Origin of the sequence: Pseudomonas sp. EA_5y_Pfl2_R50 (assembly GCF_963970475.1) — a bacterium.
In the GTDB taxonomy this organism is placed as follows: Bacteria; Pseudomonadota; Gammaproteobacteria; order Pseudomonadales; family Pseudomonadaceae; genus Aquipseudomonas.
Map to the genome: position 1 here is coordinate 31,460 of NZ_CAXAPT010000013.1, position 16,051 is coordinate 47,510.

16 protein-coding genes and 1 riboswitch are annotated in these 16,051 nt (G+C 61.1%); of the genes, 5 read left to right on the forward strand and 11 right to left on the reverse strand.

The window, feature by feature from the left end; translation table 11 throughout:
* Window positions 1-38: 38 nt before the first annotated feature.
* The 6 genes from AACY19_RS21130 to cobO are packed head-to-tail and all read right to left on the reverse strand — an operon-like array spanning window position 39 to window position 6,032.
* On the reverse strand, window positions 39-1,490 hold the full coding sequence (locus AACY19_RS21130) for a cobyric acid synthase (protein ID WP_339453570.1): 1,452 nt from the start codon (window positions 1,488-1,490) through the stop codon (window positions 39-41).
* Window positions 1,487-2,479 (reverse strand): threonine-phosphate decarboxylase CobD, encoded by a 993-nt coding sequence (gene cobD, locus AACY19_RS21135; RefSeq protein WP_339453571.1) that lies wholly within the window; start codon window positions 2,477-2,479, stop codon window positions 1,487-1,489. The genes AACY19_RS21130 and cobD overlap by 4 nt, the downstream gene beginning before the upstream one ends.
* Window positions 2,472-3,380 (reverse strand): adenosylcobinamide-phosphate synthase CbiB, encoded by a 909-nt coding sequence (gene cbiB / locus AACY19_RS21140; RefSeq protein ID WP_339453572.1) that lies wholly within the window; start codon window positions 3,378-3,380, stop codon window positions 2,472-2,474. The genes cobD and cbiB overlap by 8 nt, the downstream gene beginning before the upstream one ends.
* Window positions 3,377-4,027 (reverse strand): 5,6-dimethylbenzimidazole synthase, encoded by a 651-nt coding sequence (gene bluB / locus AACY19_RS21145; protein WP_339453573.1) that lies wholly within the window; start codon window positions 4,025-4,027, stop codon window positions 3,377-3,379. The genes cbiB and bluB overlap by 4 nt, the downstream gene beginning before the upstream one ends.
* Window positions 4,024-5,424, reverse strand: a complete 1,401-nt coding sequence (locus tag AACY19_RS21150) for a cobyrinate a,c-diamide synthase (RefSeq protein WP_339453574.1) — start codon at window positions 5,422-5,424, stop codon at window positions 4,024-4,026. Before AACY19_RS21150 ends, bluB begins: the two co-directional genes overlap by 4 nt.
* A complete protein-coding gene (cobO, locus tag AACY19_RS21155; RefSeq protein WP_339453575.1) occupies window positions 5,421-6,032 on the reverse strand; it encodes a cob(I)yrinic acid a,c-diamide adenosyltransferase in 612 nt (203 codons plus the stop codon). Before cobO ends, AACY19_RS21150 begins: the two co-directional genes overlap by 4 nt.
* 80 nt (window positions 6,033-6,112) lie before the next feature.
* Window positions 6,113-6,342: riboswitch (cobalamin riboswitch) on the reverse strand.
* 164 nt (window positions 6,343-6,506) lie between these two features.
* Between cobO and AACY19_RS21160 the strand changes: the two genes are divergently transcribed.
* Window positions 6,507-7,091 (forward strand): hypothetical protein, encoded by a 585-nt coding sequence (locus AACY19_RS21160; protein WP_339453576.1) that lies wholly within the window; start codon window positions 6,507-6,509, stop codon window positions 7,089-7,091.
* Window positions 7,092-7,157: 66 nt separating this feature from the next.
* The gene (locus tag AACY19_RS21165) at window positions 7,158-8,471 is read left to right on the forward strand and encodes a PQQ-dependent sugar dehydrogenase (RefSeq protein ID WP_339453577.1); all 1,314 of its coding nucleotides are present in this window, start codon (window positions 7,158-7,160) and stop codon (window positions 8,469-8,471) included.
* A 72-nt stretch (window positions 8,472-8,543) separates the two neighbouring features.
* Here the strand turns inward: AACY19_RS21165 and AACY19_RS21170 are convergent, their stop codons facing one another.
* The 5 genes from AACY19_RS21170 to AACY19_RS21190 form a co-directional block, all read right to left on the reverse strand.
* Window positions 8,544-9,080, reverse strand: a complete 537-nt coding sequence (locus AACY19_RS21170) for a C40 family peptidase (RefSeq protein WP_339453578.1) — start codon at window positions 9,078-9,080, stop codon at window positions 8,544-8,546.
* Between the two features lie 218 nt (window positions 9,081-9,298).
* Entirely contained in the window at window positions 9,299-9,916 is a 618-nt protein-coding gene (locus tag AACY19_RS21175) for a C40 family peptidase (RefSeq protein WP_150774388.1), read from the reverse strand.
* Between the two features lie 214 nt (window positions 9,917-10,130).
* Window positions 10,131-10,835, reverse strand: a complete 705-nt coding sequence (gene hda, locus AACY19_RS21180) for a DnaA regulatory inactivator Hda (RefSeq protein WP_007919828.1) — start codon at window positions 10,833-10,835, stop codon at window positions 10,131-10,133.
* Between the two features lie 211 nt (window positions 10,836-11,046).
* On the reverse strand, window positions 11,047-12,120 hold the full coding sequence (locus AACY19_RS21185; protein ID WP_339453579.1) for an AI-2E family transporter: 1,074 nt from the start codon (window positions 12,118-12,120) through the stop codon (window positions 11,047-11,049).
* Between the two features lie 34 nt (window positions 12,121-12,154).
* Window positions 12,155-13,213: a DUF2066 domain-containing protein gene (locus AACY19_RS21190; protein ID WP_339453580.1), complete on the reverse strand. Its 1,059-nt coding sequence runs from the start codon at window positions 13,211-13,213 to the stop codon at window positions 12,155-12,157.
* 372 nt (window positions 13,214-13,585) lie between these two features.
* Here AACY19_RS21190 and purM point away from each other — a divergent pair, with 372 nt between their 5' ends.
* From purM to AACY19_RS21205, 3 genes are read left to right on the forward strand one after another with little or no spacing between them, the layout of a single operon-like run.
* A complete protein-coding gene (gene purM / locus AACY19_RS21195) occupies window positions 13,586-14,644 on the forward strand; it encodes a phosphoribosylformylglycinamidine cyclo-ligase (protein WP_339453581.1) in 1,059 nt (352 codons plus the stop codon).
* Window positions 14,644-15,294, forward strand: a complete 651-nt coding sequence (gene purN / locus AACY19_RS21200) for a phosphoribosylglycinamide formyltransferase (RefSeq protein WP_339453582.1) — start codon at window positions 14,644-14,646, stop codon at window positions 15,292-15,294. Before purM ends, purN begins: the two co-directional genes overlap by 1 nt.
* A gap of 8 nt (window positions 15,295-15,302) precedes the next feature.
* Window positions 15,303-16,016, forward strand: a complete 714-nt coding sequence (locus AACY19_RS21205) for a DUF3108 domain-containing protein (RefSeq protein ID WP_339453583.1) — start codon at window positions 15,303-15,305, stop codon at window positions 16,014-16,016.
* The last annotated feature ends 35 nt before the right edge of the window (window positions 16,017-16,051 follow it).

Sequence of the window (16,051 nt, forward strand, 5' to 3'; positions counted from 1 at the left end):
GGGAGCGGGATTGCTCGCGAGAGGCCGGCACAGGCCAATCAGATCCCACAGAGTTTTCGCAAAAGACCGGTATCCAAATGCTGCTCTACCAGATCCGCCAGGCGCTCGATATCGCGCTCGCGCAAGCCGTGATAATCGACCTCCTGCACGTCGCTCAACCCCGCCCAGCGCAGCAACGCCGCACTCGCCGCCGGCGATTCGAACAGGCCATGCAGATAAGTGCCGAACACTTGTGCGTCGGCACTCTGCGCACCGTCGCAACGACCGTCATCCAGATGCACCGCCGCGTTTTCCAACGCTGGCCCGCTGGTCACGCCAGCATGAATTTCATAACCGTGGACCTCGGCATCCTCCAGCGCCAGACGCCCGCGCACATTGCGCAATTGCTTCTCGGCTTCGAGCTGCGTTTCGAACGCCAGCAAGCCAAGCCCGGCACTGGAACCGGGGGCGCCTTCGAGGCCGAGCGGATCGTGCACCTGCTCACCGAGCATCTGCAGACCGCCGCAAATCCCCAGCACCTTGCCGCCGTAACGCAGGTGACGATTGATCGCCGCGTCCCAGCCGTTGGCGCGCAGACAGGCCAGATCGCTGCGCACACTTTTCGAGCCGGGCAGGATGATCAGATCGGCAGGCGGGATCGCCATACCCGGGCCGATGAACTGCAGATCGACCTGCGGATGCAGGCGCAACGGATCGAAGTCGGTATGGTTGCTGATGCGCGGCAGCACCGGCACCAGCACTTTCAACACCTGTTCGGCCTTGTCGGTCTGACGCTGATCGATGCCGTCCTCGGCCTCCAGATGCAGGTCCATCACATACGGCAGCACGCCGACCACCGGTTTGCCGGTGCGCTGTTCGAGCCAGTCGAGGCCCGGTTGCAGCAGCGCGATGTCACCACGAAAACGGTTGATGATGAAACCTTTGACCCGTGCCTGTTCGCTCGGCGACAGCAACTCCAGCGTGCCGACCAGATGGGCAAAAACCCCACCACGATTGATGTCGGCAATCAGCAGCACCGGGCAATCCACCGCCTCGGCAAAGCCCATGTTGGCGATATCGCCAGCGCGCAGGTTGATCTCGGCGGGCGAGCCGGCACCTTCGACCATCACCAGCGGATACGCGGCGCTCAGCCGTTGATGGGACGCCAGCACCGCTTGCATGGCGATGGCTTTGTAGTCGTGATAGGCCACGGCATTCATCGACGTCACCGCACGACCATGAATGATCACCTGAGCGCCGGTGTCGCTGTTCGGTTTGAGCAGCACCGGATTCATGTCGGTGTGCGGCTCGAGAAACGCCGCTTGCGCCTGCACCGCCTGGGCGCGGCCAATCTCGCCGCCATCCGCCGTTACCGCGCTGTTGAGCGCCATGTTCTGCGGCTTGAACGGGACGACCGCCAGACCCTGGCGCGTCGCCCAGCGGCACAGCGCCGTTACCAGCGTGCTTTTACCGGCATCGGAAGTGGTGCCCTGCACCATCAGCGTGGTCATGGGTTGTCCTTGGTGAAAGCGATTAACGCCTGTTCGAGGCGCGCCTCTTCCGCCGCATTGGCAGGCAGACCGAAACGCAGACTGCTGCTGTGGGTGAAAAGGCGCAGGAGGATCCCGCGTCGGGCCATGAATTCGTGCAGCGCGTGTGCGTGTTCGGTGATCAGCCACTGAAACAACGCGCAACCACCCTGAGGTTTGAAGCCGTAACGTTCAAGCAGCGCGGCCAGCCGCTCACTGGCTTCATCACTGCGAATGCGCTGGCGTGTATGGTTTTCAGTGTCTTGCAGACAGGCCTGGCCCAACACCCGCGTCGGCCCGCTCACGACCCACGGCCCGACCTGTTCGGCGAGCAGTCGGAGCAACTTGCGCTCGGCCAGGACAAAGCCCAGACGCACACCGGCCAGGCCGAAAAACTTGCCAAATGATCGCAGCACGATCAGCCCGACTTGATGGGCATGCGCCGCCAGGCTCAGGTGCGGCGTGTTGTCCATGAACGCCTCATCGACCACCAGCCAGCCGCCACGTTGTGCGAGCCGCGCATGCCAGTCGAGCAGGCGCGCCGGCGTCAGGCTCAGACCGGTGGGGTTGTTCGGGTTGACCACTACCAGCACATCGAGGCTGTCGAGAAAGAATTCGACTTCCTGCTCCAGCACTTCACGCACAATGTAACCGCTGCGGCGCCAGGCTTCGGCATGTTCGGCATAGCACGGCGACAACACGCCGACCTTGCCGGCCCGACGCAAACGCGGCAGCAACTGGATGGCCATCTGCGAACCGGCCACCGGCAACACTTGCGTGGCACCGTAGTAGTCGCACGCGGCTTGCTCCAGACCGTCATCGGTTTCCGGCAGTCGCGCCCAGGCGCGCAACGGAATCTGCGGGATCGGAAACGGCCACGGCGCCAGACCGCTGGACAGGTCGAGCCAGTCGGCCTCGGCAATGCCGTAATCAAGTGCAGCCTTGCGCAGTCGGCCACCGTGCTCAAGCATAGAATTCAGCTCCCACGCAGAGAATCAGCAGCCATAACCATACCCCGCGCTGAACCAATTGCCAGCCATGATCAATGGAATCGGCACTGGCCGGTTCGCCTTCACCGAGTTGCGGACGCTCATGCAGTTCGCCGTGATAGATCGCCGGGCCACCCAATTCCACACCCAGAGCGCCAGCGCCTGACGCCATCACCGGGCCGGCGTTGGGGCTGTCCCATTGAGGTGCCTGGGTCCGCCAGCACTGCAGCGCGAGTCGGGTTTTACCGAGCAGCGCGTAGGTCAACGCCACCAAGCGTGCAGGAATGTAGTTCAGCACGTCGTCGATTTTTGCTGCGGCCCAACCGAACCGTTCGAAACGTTCGTTGCGATAACCCCACATCGCGTCGAGCGTGTTGCTCAAGCGATAGAGGACCACGCCCGGCGCACCGGCGACGACAAACCAGAACAGCGCGGCGAACACCGCGTCACTGCCGTTTTCCAGCACGGATTCAGTCGCGGCACGGGCGACGGCGGTGCTGTCGAGTTCGTCGGTCTGACGGCTGACCAGATAGCCGACACGCTTGCGCGCCTCGTCCAGATCATCCGCACGCAAGGCAGCCGCCACCGGCGCGACATGCTCGCCGAGGCTACGCATGCCGAGGGCACAATACAGCGCAACAATCTCGACGACCCAGCCCACATACGGCGCCCAGGAAAGCGCCGTGGCGAACAAGGTCAGCGGCAGCACCGCAATTACCCAGGCGGTGACGCCATGGCTGCGCCAGCCACGCCCCCCGGCGTTGAAACGTTGCTCGATGCGCCCGGCAAAATTGCCGAACGCCACCAGCGGATGCCAGCGTTTAGGTTCACCCAGCAGCGCATCCAGCGCCACTGCGGCGACACTCAACAACGCCACACTCATTGACTCACTCCCCAATAATTTTCGTACAGCAACTCATTGAGCGGACGCGCCTGAGCCCACCCTTCGAGTACCAGCATCGGCGCCGGATAGAATTCCTTGACCGGGCCCAGGCACAAGACGGCCAACGGCTTGGCGCCCTCCGGCAATTTCAGCAGGTCGGCCAGCGCCTGCGGCTCGAACAGCGACACCCAGCCCATGCCCAAGCCTTCGGCACGGGACGCCAGCCACAGATTCTGGATCGCACAGGACAACGACGCCATGTCCATTTCCGGAAGCGTGCGGCGCCCGAAAATGTGTTTTTCGCGATCATCCATCAGCGCCGCGACCAGCACTTCGGCGCAATCGTTGATGCCTTCGACCTTCAGTTTCATGAACTCGTCGCTGCGCTCGCCGAGGGCTTGGGCTGTGCGGATGCGCTCTGCTTCCACCAGACTCTGGATCTGCCCGCGCAGGCTGCGGTCGCTGATGCGGATGAAACGCCAAGGCTGCATGAGGCCGACACTTGGGGCCTGATGGGCGGCTTCGAGCAGACGGCGCAGCAACTCCGGCTCCACGGTGCCCCCGGTGAAGTGGCGCATGTCGCGGCGTTCGGCGATGGCTTTGTAGACCGCTTGGCGTTCGGCTTCGGAGAATGCGTTGTCTGTCATGGCCCCATCGCTGGCAAGCCAGCTCCCACAAGGGATTGCATTTCGTCAGGAAGCTCACCGCTCAATGTGGGAGCGGGCTTGCTCGCGAAGGCGGCCTCACGGGCTGGCCCAAGCAATGCAGCAATCGCCGTCGGATTCGACGGAAAATAAAAGTGCACATAAGAGGCCGTCATCCGCCCCTCACGATAAACCGCCTCGGCGCCGCGCCCGCCATTCGGGCTCAAGCCACGGGCAATCGGCGTCAGCTCAGTGGTCGTCAGCGAATGGTGATAAGTGTGCCCACGCAACGAACCTTCCGGCAGATCGACCGCTTGCAACGCCAGCGCTGCCAAGCGCTTTTGCATCACCGCGTCGCCCTTGAGCAACCCAACCAACGCAGCGCGAGTGCCTTCAACGTCAGTCAACGAATCGAGCAGATACAGCATGCCGCCACACTCAGCCAGTAAGGGTTTGCCCGCTGCATGATGCGCACGAATCGCCTCAAGCATCGCGGTGTTCTGCGACAGTGCAACGTGATGCAATTCCGGGTAACCACCGGGCAGATACAGACTGTCGGCGTCAGGCAATTGGGTGTCGCGGATTGGCGAGAAGAAGCTCAACTCGGCGCCCATCGCCCGCAACAAGTCGAGACTCGCGCCGTAGGTAAAGGCAAATGCCTCATCACGGGCAACGGCGATTCGCACACCGTTGAGCAACGGTTCAACGCTCATCAGGTCCGGAGCGGCAAACTCCACGGCCGGTGGCAGCGCTACCTCGCAGCTGCTGCCGAGGGCGTCGGCCGCTGCGTCGAGGCGCACATCGAGGTCATTCAATTCACTGGCCTGGACCAGGCCGAGATGCCGGCTCGGCAGTTCGATACCGGTCTCACGGGACAGCGCGCCGTACCAACGCAAACCTTGCGTCAGACTGCCTTCGAGCAACTGCGCATGGCGCAGCGTGCCAACGCGGTTGGCCAACACGCCGGCAAACGGCAGATCAGATTGATACTTCGCCAGGCCCAGCGCCAACGCACCAAAGGTCTGTGCCATCGCCGTGCCGTCGATCACCCCGAGCACCGGCACACCGAAATGCCGCGCCAGATCGGCACTGGACGGCGTGCCGTCGAACAGGCCCATCACGCCTTCGATCAGAATCAGATCCGCCTCGGCGGCGGCTTCCCACAACAGACGCCGACTTTCCTGCTCGCCGACCATCCACATGTCCAGCTGATACACCGGCGCACCGCTGGCGCGCTCGAGGATCATCGGGTCGAGAAAGTCCGGGCCGCATTTGAACACGCGCACCTTGCGCCCCTGATTGCGATGCAAACGGGCGAGCGCGGCGGTGACGGTGGTCTTGCCCTGACCGGAGGCCGGCGCGGCAATGAGGACCGCCGGGCAGTGACGTGGTTGATTCAAAGTTCGACGCCTTTCTGCGCTTTGATACCGGCCTGGAAGGCGTGTTTGAGCATGCCCATTTCGGTGACCGTATCGCCCATTTCGATCATTTCCGGCTTGGCGGCACGCCCGGTGACGATCACGTGCTGCATCGGCGGACGGGCCTGCAAATCGCTGAGCACCTGATCGAGATCGAGATAACCGTGCTTAAGGGCAATATTCAGTTCATCAAGCACCACCAGACCAATCGACGGATCACGCAGCAGTTCGCGGGAGACGGCCCACGCAGCTTCGGCGGCGGCAATGTCGCGTTGACGATCCTGGGTTTCCCAAGTGAAGCCCTCGCCCATCACGTGGTAGCGCACTTGCTCAGGGAAGCGGCGGAAGAACAATTCTTCCCCGGTGCTGTTGCGCCCCTTGATGAACTGCACCACGCCACATTGCATGCCGTGGCCCATGGCGCGGGCGAGCATGCCGAACGCCGAGCTGCTTTTGCCTTTGCCGTTGCCGGTCAGCACCAGCACCAGGCCGCACTCGTCCGGCGAATTGGCGATGCGTTCGTCGATCACGGCTTTTTTGCGCTGCATGCGCGCCAGATGGCGTTCGTCGCGCTCGGGGGAATCAGTCATGGGGAGCTCTCCGTTGAGGCTGAATAACGGCGGGCGGGCACAGGAATAGACGGCAAAAAGCCTGGCATCGCCCACCGTGATGCCGCTGGATGGATCAGGCCGGTCTCCGGGCTCATGAGCGGCGCATGCCTGACTGCGCGCCTTCCCGCTTCATTCGAGGCAGTGGCTCAAGGCGCAGTTTTCACTCATTTACCGTTGCGGGGGCAGCGCCGGGATCGTGGTCATTCTTCGCTTGAAGACAACCCTCACCGGCTTCCCTGTTTCACTCTGTCGACAAGGGTCACAGAGCACCTGAAACAAGCGGCGAAGGTTAGAGGGTTGGGGGTGGAGCGTCAATTAAAGAGGCGGCCAGCGGGCGAATAACTGCCGTCGATCAATTATCTGGCGCCAATCTTGTGCCACGCTGATACAAATGATATCAAAGAGCCATGCTTTTCTTGAAAAGCTCACCACAACAATAAAAGGATGATGACGATGCAAGGCATGATCATCAGCAACCCGCGCCTGGAATTCCTGCGCCCGGTGCTTGAACGCTGGTTTGACTGTATCGACCGCTACAACGCCGTTCGCGGTGATAGCGACACGCCCTACTGGCATGACGAGAAAGCCAATCTCGGATTGCTGACCGCAGCAGCATGGATGGCCGAACTGGTCACTCTGAACGAAACGACTACACGCAAACAGAACGAAGAAGGCGAACGCAACGCTCGCGCCGATCTGTTCGTTGCCGGCGCCGACGATCGGGCGTATATCCAGGCCACGCAGCGCTGGCCCCGAGTGAACAATCTCAACCTGACCCAAGCGTTGGCGGACATCACCAGCGACGCCAAACGCATCAGCTACGCCAGCGACCTCAAGCTAGGCTGCCTGTTCGTCGCCCCGCAGAAAGCCCAGCACAGCGCCAGCCCTGAAGAACTGCAGGACATGGTCGATGATCTGCAAAAGGAACACACCTGCGCGGTCGCCTGGTATTTCCCCTATGCCTACCGCAAGTTGCGCAGCGAGGCCGGCAACTACCATCCGGGCATTGCCGTACTGTTCAAGGAAGCCCGCGGTTGAGCAGTTGAACCATCGGGCTTGCGCCCTCCTCTATGTTTAGGAATGCATTCATAGGGAAGATCAGCAATGCGCAAGCCCCAGTTCGTTTTTGTCATCGCCTTCGCCGGAGGGCTCGCCGCCTGTGGTGAAACCTCCAGCCTGCAAGTCTCCGACGGCACTGGCCCGTCACCGAAATTGCCGGAACCAAACAAAACCCTGATTCCAACGGTGAACATCGCCCCGGCAATCGGCTGGCCCGAGGGCGCCAAACCGACGGCCGCAGTCGGCACCCAGGTCGCGGCATTCGCCGAAGACCTCGATCATCCACGCTGGCTCTACGTGCTGCCGAATGGCGATGTGCTGGTGGCGGAAACCAATGCCCCGCCAAAACCTGACGACAGCAGCGGCATCCGTGGCTGGGTCATGAAGAAGGTCATGGGCAAGGCCGGTGCGGGCGTACCGAGCCCGAATCGCATCACGTTGTTGCGTGACGCCGACCACGATGGCGTGGCCGAGACGCGTACTGTGTTTCTGCAGAACCTCAATTCACCCTTCGGCATGACCCTGGTCGGCAACGACCTCTACGTCGCCGACACCGACCGCCTGTTGCGCTTCCATTACGAGCCTGGCGCGACGGAGATCAAGACGCAGCCGATCAAGGTCGTCGACCTGCCCGGCGGCACGCTGAACCATCACTGGACCAAAAACGTGATCGCCAGCAAGGACGGCAACAAGCTGTACGTCACGGTCGGCTCGAACAGCAACGTCGGCGAAAATGGCCTGGACAAGGAAGAAGGCCGCGCGGCGATCTGGGAAGTGGATCGGGCGACCGGCAATCACCGGATCTTTGCTTCCGGCATCCGCAACCCCAACGGCCTGGCCTGGGAACCCACCAGTGGCGCGCTGTGGACGGCGGTCAACGAACGTGACGAGATTGGCAGTGATCTGGTGCCGGACTACATCACCTCAGTCAAGGACGGTGGTTTTTACGGTTGGCCGTTCAGCTATTACGGTCAGCATGTTGATGTGCGCGTTTCGCCGCAAAACCCGGATCTGGTCGCCAAGGCCATCGCCCCGGATTACGCGGTCGGCCCGCACACTGCATCGCTGGGCCTGAGCTTCGCCGAGGGCAACACATTGCCAGCACCGTTCAAGGAAGGCGCCTTCATCGGCCAGCACGGCTCATGGAACCGTAAACCGCACAGTGGTTATAAAGTGATTTTCGTGCCGTTTACCGGCGGCAAGCCGAGCGGTCAACCGGTAGACGTGCTGACCGGCTTCCTCGACAAGGACGAGAACGCATTGGGTCGCCCGGTGGGCGTGGTGATCGATCAGCAGGGTGGATTGCTGGTCGCGGATGATGTTGGCAATAAAGTGTGGCGGGTCACTTCTGCCAAATAATGTAGCGCCTTACCCATAACGAATGTGGGAGCGGGCTTGCTCGCTCCCACATCGGGTTTTGTGTTGGCCTTGTTACGGGTTATGCGCCAAATGCTCCGGCTGCAACACTCGCTTCGCGCTTAGATAAGCCTTCTGCCAATACGCCTTCGACAGGCTATCGAGCTTCACCGTGCCGCCCGTTGCCGGGGCATGCACAAAGCGCCCTTCGCCGACATAAATCCCCGCATGACTCACTTGCGAGCCGCCATTGGTGGCGAAGAACACCAGGTCACCGCTCTGCAAGCCTTCCTTACCGACGTTCGGCGCCTGCATCACGATCAGGTCGCGAGTGGTTCGCGGCAGGGAAATGCCCGCTGCATCGCGGTAGACGAAGCCAATCAAACCACTGCAATCAAACCCTGAATCCGGCGTGTTGCCACCCCAGCGGTAAGGTGTGCCCACCAGCCCGAGCGCGCGAAACAGCACGTCTTCAGCAGCAGGCGAAAAGGATTGTGAGGGGCCGAATACTATCGGAGCGCGAACCACCGGCGCAGGGGGCGGCGTGCGACTGGCGCAGGCGCTGAGCAGCGCTGCGAAGAACATCAATGCGAGGCGGGCCGACATGGTCATAAGCAGAACATCCTGATCTGGCTGCGGCTTTCTCTGCCGAATGGACAGAAAACAAAACCGCCTGCGCAACACGCAGGCGGTTTGCCATCAATATAGATTCAGGATTCTAGCGGCTACGCGGCAAACTTCAAGTAAGACTTTAACTTCACCCTGTAAAGTTTAGGTCTACTCCGTTGCCGGCAGACAGATGTCGCCGCGAATGCAGCGACAACGGGGAATTACTTGCGAGCGGTGACCACCGTCGGAGCGTTCGCCAATGCGCGCTTCGCTTCGATGAAGGTCTTGCTCCAGTAGCTGTCACCCAGGCTGTCGATGCGAACACCGCCGCTGCGACGACTGCTGGAGTGGATGAACTGATTGTCACCCAGATAGATACCGGCGTGGCTGACGCGACCGCGACGGCCGTTGGTGGCGAAGAACAGCAGATCGCCCGGCTCAAGGTTGCTGCGCGATACCAGCGGCGCATCCACGTTGATCATTTCGCGGGTCGAGCGCGGCAGGTTCATGCCAGCTTCTTCGCGGAACAGATAACCGATGAAGCCGCTGCAATCGAAACCGGCTTCAGAGGTACCGCCGAAACGGTAACGGGTACCGATCAGGGACATACCGCGTTCGAGAATGCTGTCGGCCAGAACAGGAAGCTGATACGGCTTCTTGCCATTGAATTCGTTGAGTTCTTTTTCGGTGTCCAGCTCTTCCTGATAAATAACGGAAGACTGGGCCGTGGCAGAATTTTTAACCTGTTGAGGCTGCTCTTGAACTGGAGAATGAGCAGCGCAACCGAACAACAGGGTGACGAGTGCGAGAGGCACGAGGGGTGCGAAGCGCTTTAGCATGGGCACGACCGTGGCTGATAGTTGTAAAGAAGCCGAGACTATGCCCGCTATGAGCCTCATTTGCAAATTCAATCGATCTTTTTGTGACTTCCCGGTTTCTCGTTAACATCTAAGCGCTTAAGCCTATTTGAACCAGGACGCAGCTTGCAGAACGTGCAGGAAAGCGGATTTTCTGGCGCCTGAAATATGCCGAAACGCGCTGAAGGCCGCGCCGTTACCAGCCCAGCGTTTCTTTCAGGAAAGGAATCGTCAGCTTGCGCTGAGCCTGCAGAGAGGCCTGATCGAGCTGCTCAAGCAGGTCAAACAGCGCACTCATGCTGCGGGTACCGCGAGTCAGAATAAAATGCCCGACCTCATCGGTCAGGTGCAGGCCGCGACGCGATGCGCGCAATTGCAGGGCACGCAATTTGTCTTCATCGGAGAGAGGACGCATCTGGAAAATCAGCGCCAGGGTCAGGCGGGACTTCAGGTCAGCCAGTTTGACCGGCAGTTCACGTGGAGAGGTTGAAGCGGCAATCAGCAACCGCCGACCGCTGTCCCGCAGGCGATTGAACAGGTGAAACATCGCCTCTTCCCAGTCAGCCTTGCCGGCAATCACCTGCAGATCGTCCAGGCAAACCAGTTCGTACTGTTCAAGGTTGTCGAGGATTTCCACGCCGCGATCCATCAACTCGGCCAGCGGCAGGTACACCGCCGGTTCACCCATCTGTTCGAAACGCAAGCAGGCTGCCTGCAACAAGTGCGTGCGCCCTACGCCGTGCTTGCCCCACAGGTAGATCAGGCTCTCGGTCCAGCCGGCGTCGGCTTCGCATAGACGCTCGACATAGCCGAGTGCAGCGGCATTGGCGCCTGGGTAGTAGTTGATGAAGGTGGCGTCGTCACGCAGACGCACACCTAGGGGCAGCTGAATCGGTTTCATGCTGACTGAACAGTTCTCAAGGAACCGTTAGTGGCCTCTGTGTAAAGTTGGCGAAGTTTATACCCGTGAAGCTGAGCGCACAATGCGACAGAGTCCAAGCAAAATCAAAGGTTTGCGTTAACACACTGGTTTTATGACAGTTTCTCTGACGCGAGCTTCCTGCAGGACATGGGCCAACCCGGCGATCCACCGGGCTGCGCCCGCTGTACAACTACAACTCCAGCTCGTCGACACCACTATAGATGTCGGAGTCCTTGTAGAGGTCGTGCACATGGCGCACCAGCACCATGATCACCGCAGCCACCGGCAGCGCCAGCAGTACGCCGGTAAAGCCGAACAGTTCGCCCCCGGCGAGAATGGCGAAGATCACCGCCACCGGATGCAGACCGATCCGATCCCCCACCAGCAACGGCGTCAGCACCATGCCCTCCAGCGCCTGACCGACCATGAACACCGCAACGATCCCGACCATCGGGTACAGATCGCCACCAAACTGGAACAACCCGGCGATCAGCGCCGCGCCGATCCCGATGACAAACCCCATGTACGGCACAATCGCCGCAAGACCCGCGATCAGACCGATCAACAGGCCCAGCTCGAGGCCGACAATCATCAGGCCCGCTGCGTAGATCACCCCCAACGCCAGCATCACCAGCAACTGGCCACGCACGAACGCACCGAGCACTTCATGACATTCACCAGCCAGCGCCACCACCCGCTCTTCGCGATCACGGGGCAGCAGGCTGCGGATCTTTGCCATCATCACGTCCCAATCGCGCAGCAGGTAGAAACTCACCACCGGAATCAGTACCAGATTCGCCAGCAGGCCGATCAGCGCCAGACTGGAAGCCGTTGCCTGACTCAGCACCACACTGACAATGTCGGTGGTCTGGCCCATGTGCTCGCTGATCGCCGCCTTGACCTTGTCGAACTTCCAGAAGCCATCGGACAAGCCCAGCTTGGCCTGCACCCACGGCAATGCCGAGTGTTGCAACCAGTCGAGCATCTGCGGCGCCAGCTCATACAGACGCAGCAATTGCTTGGCGAGCATCGGCACCAACACCAGCAGCATCGCCGTGACGATCAGGGTGAACAGGGCGAACACCGTGATCACTCCCCAAGTGCGCGACAAGCCGAGTCGTTCCAGGCGATCCACCAGCGGATCGAACAGATAAGCGAGCAGCAGCGCCACCAGAAATGGCGTGAGGATCGGGTGCAGCAACCACACAAACGCGCAAAGCAGGACTACCCCACCGAGCCAGAACCAACGCCGCGTATCGGCCATGTACCACTCCTGCTTCTTCTATATAAGGAAAGACTTACCAGCGGAACCGCAACGACGGCGCTGCCGCTGTCGGGGCCGGCGCCACGACAGGTGCCGCGCCAGGCGCCGACGGCTGTGGCGCTGCCACCGGCGCCGGGGCTTCGGCGGGCAGTTCCTGCAACCTGGCCAGCGACAACTGCGCGCGCATCTGATCGGCGCTGCCGTTGACCCGATAAACGATACGATCACCCTCTACACTTTGCAGACGCACCCCAAACGGCTCGAGCAACCGCAACAACGCCGCGTAATGCTCAAGATTCATGCCCTGCACTTCCAGGGTCTGCTGACCCGAAGCGCCGGGCCTGACGACAAAACGTGGCGCCAGACGCTCGGCCACCGCCAGCATCACCGCGTCAGCGACGGCTGCCTGATCGCCCCCCTGCACGCTGCCCGCCTCTTTTTGATCGCCCAGCCATAAGTGCCATTTGGCTTGCCATTGCCCGCCTTCCTCACGGGCATGCACGGCCAGCAAGGCGTCGGCATTGTAGCGCTCCGAAGCACCGCGCAGCGGCGCCGGGTCTGTGCCTTCCAGCGCAGGCGCGGTGGCCACCAGTTGTTCACTCAAATCAGCCAACGGCAGACGCAACGGCAAGCCCCGGTGCTGTGCCGCTGTGCGCAATGACGCGGCGGCAGCCTGACCATCACCCACCAGACTCGAACCCTCGGCCGAATCGTTCAGCCACCAGCTCAGAATCGACGGGCGACTGGCGCCCCACAAGGCCAAACCGGCGCGACGCAACGCCTGCTCGGTGGTTGCCGGATCGAAATCGACCTTCAACACTTCCGGCGGCCCGGCATCAAAACCAAACTGACTGATGATTTGCTGCGGGTCCTTGCGAATCGCCGCCAGCCCCGGGTTTTGCGGGGCCTTTGGATCGCCGGTCAAGCGCAACACCAACGTATCGAGTGCCGCCTGAGTGGCACGATCACGCTCCTCTGGAGCCTGACCGCTGACCGGCTCACGCACTTGATAGAGGCCTTTGAGATTTTCGGCGTGACTCGCCAGGCTGATCAGAGACAAACAACCCACAAACAACAATTTACAAAAACGCATGGAAAATTCCCGTCGACAAGAGCGGCTGGAACAGGCCGCGTGAACCGGTTGAGCAAGGCTGTGACAATCTGCCAGCACCAAACATTCACCCGGCGGCGATAAGTTTTTGCACCGTGATAACGATAGACGGTTAATGGCCACACCTTATACAGGCACCCGCAGGCCTTAATTGCAAAAAATTTCCCGAGATATGGCCCTGCCCGTCGGTGCGAGGATGGCCGCTGCCCCTCAAGCCTGATAAAATCGCGCGCCTTCGCAGACCGGCAACAGCCGGGCCCTTCGAAACTCGCGTGAGGCACTCGCCCCTCGATTTCGATGTTCCCGCTGAACTCGGTCGTTACCCCTGAATCCCCTCCCCTAAAGGCCTGGATCATGAGCAAGCAACCCTCCCTGAGCTACAAGGACGCCGGTGTAGACATCGACGCCGGTGAAGCATTGGTCGAACGCATCAAGAGCGTCGCCAAGCGCACTGCGCGCCCGGAAGTCATGGGCGGCCTGGGCGGTTTCGGCGCCCTCTGCGAAATCCCGGCCGGCTACAAACAGCCAGTGCTGGTTTCCGGCACCGACGGCGTCGGCACCAAGCTGCGTCTGGCGCTGAACCTGAACAAGCACGACAGCATCGGCATCGACCTGGTTGCCATGTGCGTGAACGACCTCGTGGTTTGCGGCGCTGAGCCACTGTTCTTCCTCGACTACTACGCCACCGGCAAACTCAATGTCGACACCGCCGCCCAGGTAGTAACCGGCATCGGCGCTGGCTGCGAACTGTCGGGTTGCTCGCTGGTTGGCGGCGAAACCGCTGAAATGCCTGGCATGTACGAAGGCGAAGACTACGACCTGGCCGGCTTCTGCGTCGGCGTCGTGGAAAAATCGGAAATCATCGACGGCTCGAAGGTCGCCACCGGTGACGCCCTGATCGCGCTGCCATCGTCCGGCCCGCACTCCAACGGCTACTCGCTGATCCGCAAGATCATCGAAGTCTCCGGCGCCGACATCGAAAACACCCAGCTCGACGGCAAACCGCTGACCGACCTGCTGATGGCCCCGACCCGCATCTACGTGAAGCCGCTGCTCAAGCTGATCAAAGACACCGGCGCCGTCAAAGCCATGGCCCACATCACCGGTGGCGGTCTGCTCGACAATATCCCGCGCGTTCTGCCAAAAGGCGCTCAGGCCGTGGTTGACGTAGCAAGCTGGACTCGCCCTGCCGTGTTCGACTGGCTGCAAGAGAAAGGCAACGTTGACGAAACCGAGATGCACCGCGTACTGAACTGCGGTGTCGGCATGGTCATCTGCGTGGCTCAGGAACACGTTGACGTGGCACTGAACACCCTGCGTGACGCTGGCGAGCAGCCTTGGGTCATCGGCCAGATCGCTGCCGCCGCCGAAGGTGCCGCTCAGGTTGATCTGCAGAACCTTAAGGCTCATTAATGTCCGCAACCTGTGATGTCGTGGTGCTGCTGTCCGGCACCGGCAGTAACTTGCAGGCTCTGATCGACAGCACGCGGACCGGCGACAGCCCGGTCCGCATCGCTGCGGTGATTTCCAACCGCGCCGACGCCTACGGCCTGCAACGCGCCAGTGACGCGGGTATCGCCACCCGCTCACTGGATCACAAGGCATTCGAAGGCCGCGAGGCTTTCGATGCTGCTCTGATCGAACTGATCGACGAATTCAATCCGAAACTCGTGGTACTGGCCGGCTTCATGCGCATTCTCAGCGCTGATTTCGTTCGCCACTACCAGGGCCGTCTGCTTAATATCCACCCGTCGCTGCTACCCAAATACAAAGGGTTACACACTCATCAGCGCGCGCTGGAGGCCGGCGACACTGAGCACGGCTGCTCCGTGCACTTCGTCACCGAGGAACTCGATGGCGGACCACTGGTCGTACAGGCAGTATTACCGGTAGAGTTGCACGACACGCCGCAGAGTCTCGCGCAGCGAGTGCATGTTCAGGAACACCTGATCTACCCGATGGCAGTACGCTGGTTCGCCGAAGGCAGACTGGCACTCGGGGAACACGGTGCTTCACTGGATGGCCAGTTACTCGCAGCCAGCGGCCACTTGATTCGAAACTAGGAGATATTATGCGTCGCGCCCTGCTCTTCGCTTGCGCTCTGCTCGCCCTGCCCTTCGCGCAGGCAGCGGATCTTCAACCGTTCTCTGCCAGCTACACCGCCGACTGGAACGCGGTGCCCATGAGCGGCACCGCTGAACGCAGCCTGACCAAGGAAGCCAACGGCGTCTGGAGACTCAGCTTCAAGGCCTCGATGATGATCGCCAGCCTGAGTGAAGAAAGCACCCTGACCCTGGACAAGGACACTTTGCTGCCGCAGTCCTACCACTTCGAACGTGGTGGTCTTAGCAAAGCCAAGAAGGCTGACCTGGATTTCGACTGGAACAGCAAAATGGTCACCGGCACCGACCGTGGCGACGCGGTGAAAATCCCACTGAACCGTGGCATGGTCGACAAGTCCACGTACCAGTTGGCGTTGCAGCATGACGTCGCCGCCGGCAAGAAGACCATGAGCTATCAAGTGGTCGATGACGGCGAAGTCGATACCTATGATTTCCGCGTGCTGGGCTCGGAAAAGATCGACACCAAGGCTGGCCAGGTCGAAGCGATCAAGGTCGAGCGCGTGCGCGACCCGACACAAAGCAAGCGCATCACCGTCCTGTGGTTCGCCAAGGATTGGGATTACCTGCTGGTCCGCCTGCGACAGGTTGAAACCGACGGCAAGGAGTACAACATCATGCTCCAGGACGGCACGGTCAACGGCAAAACCGTTAAAGGCAGCTGATCCACTGGAAAATCAAAGAGCCCCGCGAAATGCGG

Coding starts and splice junctions, on each gene's coding strand:
- AACY19_RS21130 (WP_339453570.1), bottom strand. CDS start 1,490: ATGACCACGCTGATGGTGCAGGGCACCACTTCCGATGCCGGTAAAAGC.
- cobD (WP_339453571.1), bottom strand. CDS start 2,479: ATGCTTGAGCACGGTGGCCGACTGCGCAAGGCTGCACTTGATTACGGC.
- cbiB (WP_339453572.1), bottom strand. CDS start 3,380: ATGAGTGTGGCGTTGTTGAGTGTCGCCGCAGTGGCGCTGGATGCGCTG.
- bluB (WP_339453573.1), bottom strand. CDS start 4,027: ATGACAGACAACGCATTCTCCGAAGCCGAACGCCAAGCGGTCTACAAA.
- cobO (WP_339453575.1), bottom strand. CDS start 6,032: ATGACTGATTCCCCCGAGCGCGACGAACGCCATCTGGCGCGCATGCAG.
- AACY19_RS21160 (WP_339453576.1), top strand. CDS start 6,507: ATGCAAGGCATGATCATCAGCAACCCGCGCCTGGAATTCCTGCGCCCG.
- AACY19_RS21165 (WP_339453577.1), top strand. CDS start 7,158: ATGCGCAAGCCCCAGTTCGTTTTTGTCATCGCCTTCGCCGGAGGGCTC.
- AACY19_RS21170 (WP_339453578.1), bottom strand. CDS start 9,080: ATGACCATGTCGGCCCGCCTCGCATTGATGTTCTTCGCAGCGCTGCTC.
- AACY19_RS21175 (WP_150774388.1), bottom strand. CDS start 9,916: ATGCTAAAGCGCTTCGCACCCCTCGTGCCTCTCGCACTCGTCACCCTG.
- hda (WP_007919828.1), bottom strand. CDS start 10,835: ATGAAACCGATTCAGCTGCCCCTAGGTGTGCGTCTGCGTGACGACGCC.
- AACY19_RS21185 (WP_339453579.1), bottom strand. CDS start 12,120: ATGGCCGATACGCGGCGTTGGTTCTGGCTCGGTGGGGTAGTCCTGCTT.
- AACY19_RS21190 (WP_339453580.1), bottom strand. CDS start 13,213: ATGCGTTTTTGTAAATTGTTGTTTGTGGGTTGTTTGTCTCTGATCAGC.
- purM (WP_339453581.1), top strand. CDS start 13,586: ATGAGCAAGCAACCCTCCCTGAGCTACAAGGACGCCGGTGTAGACATC.
- purN (WP_339453582.1), top strand. CDS start 14,644: ATGTCCGCAACCTGTGATGTCGTGGTGCTGCTGTCCGGCACCGGCAGT.
- AACY19_RS21205 (WP_339453583.1), top strand. CDS start 15,303: ATGCGTCGCGCCCTGCTCTTCGCTTGCGCTCTGCTCGCCCTGCCCTTC.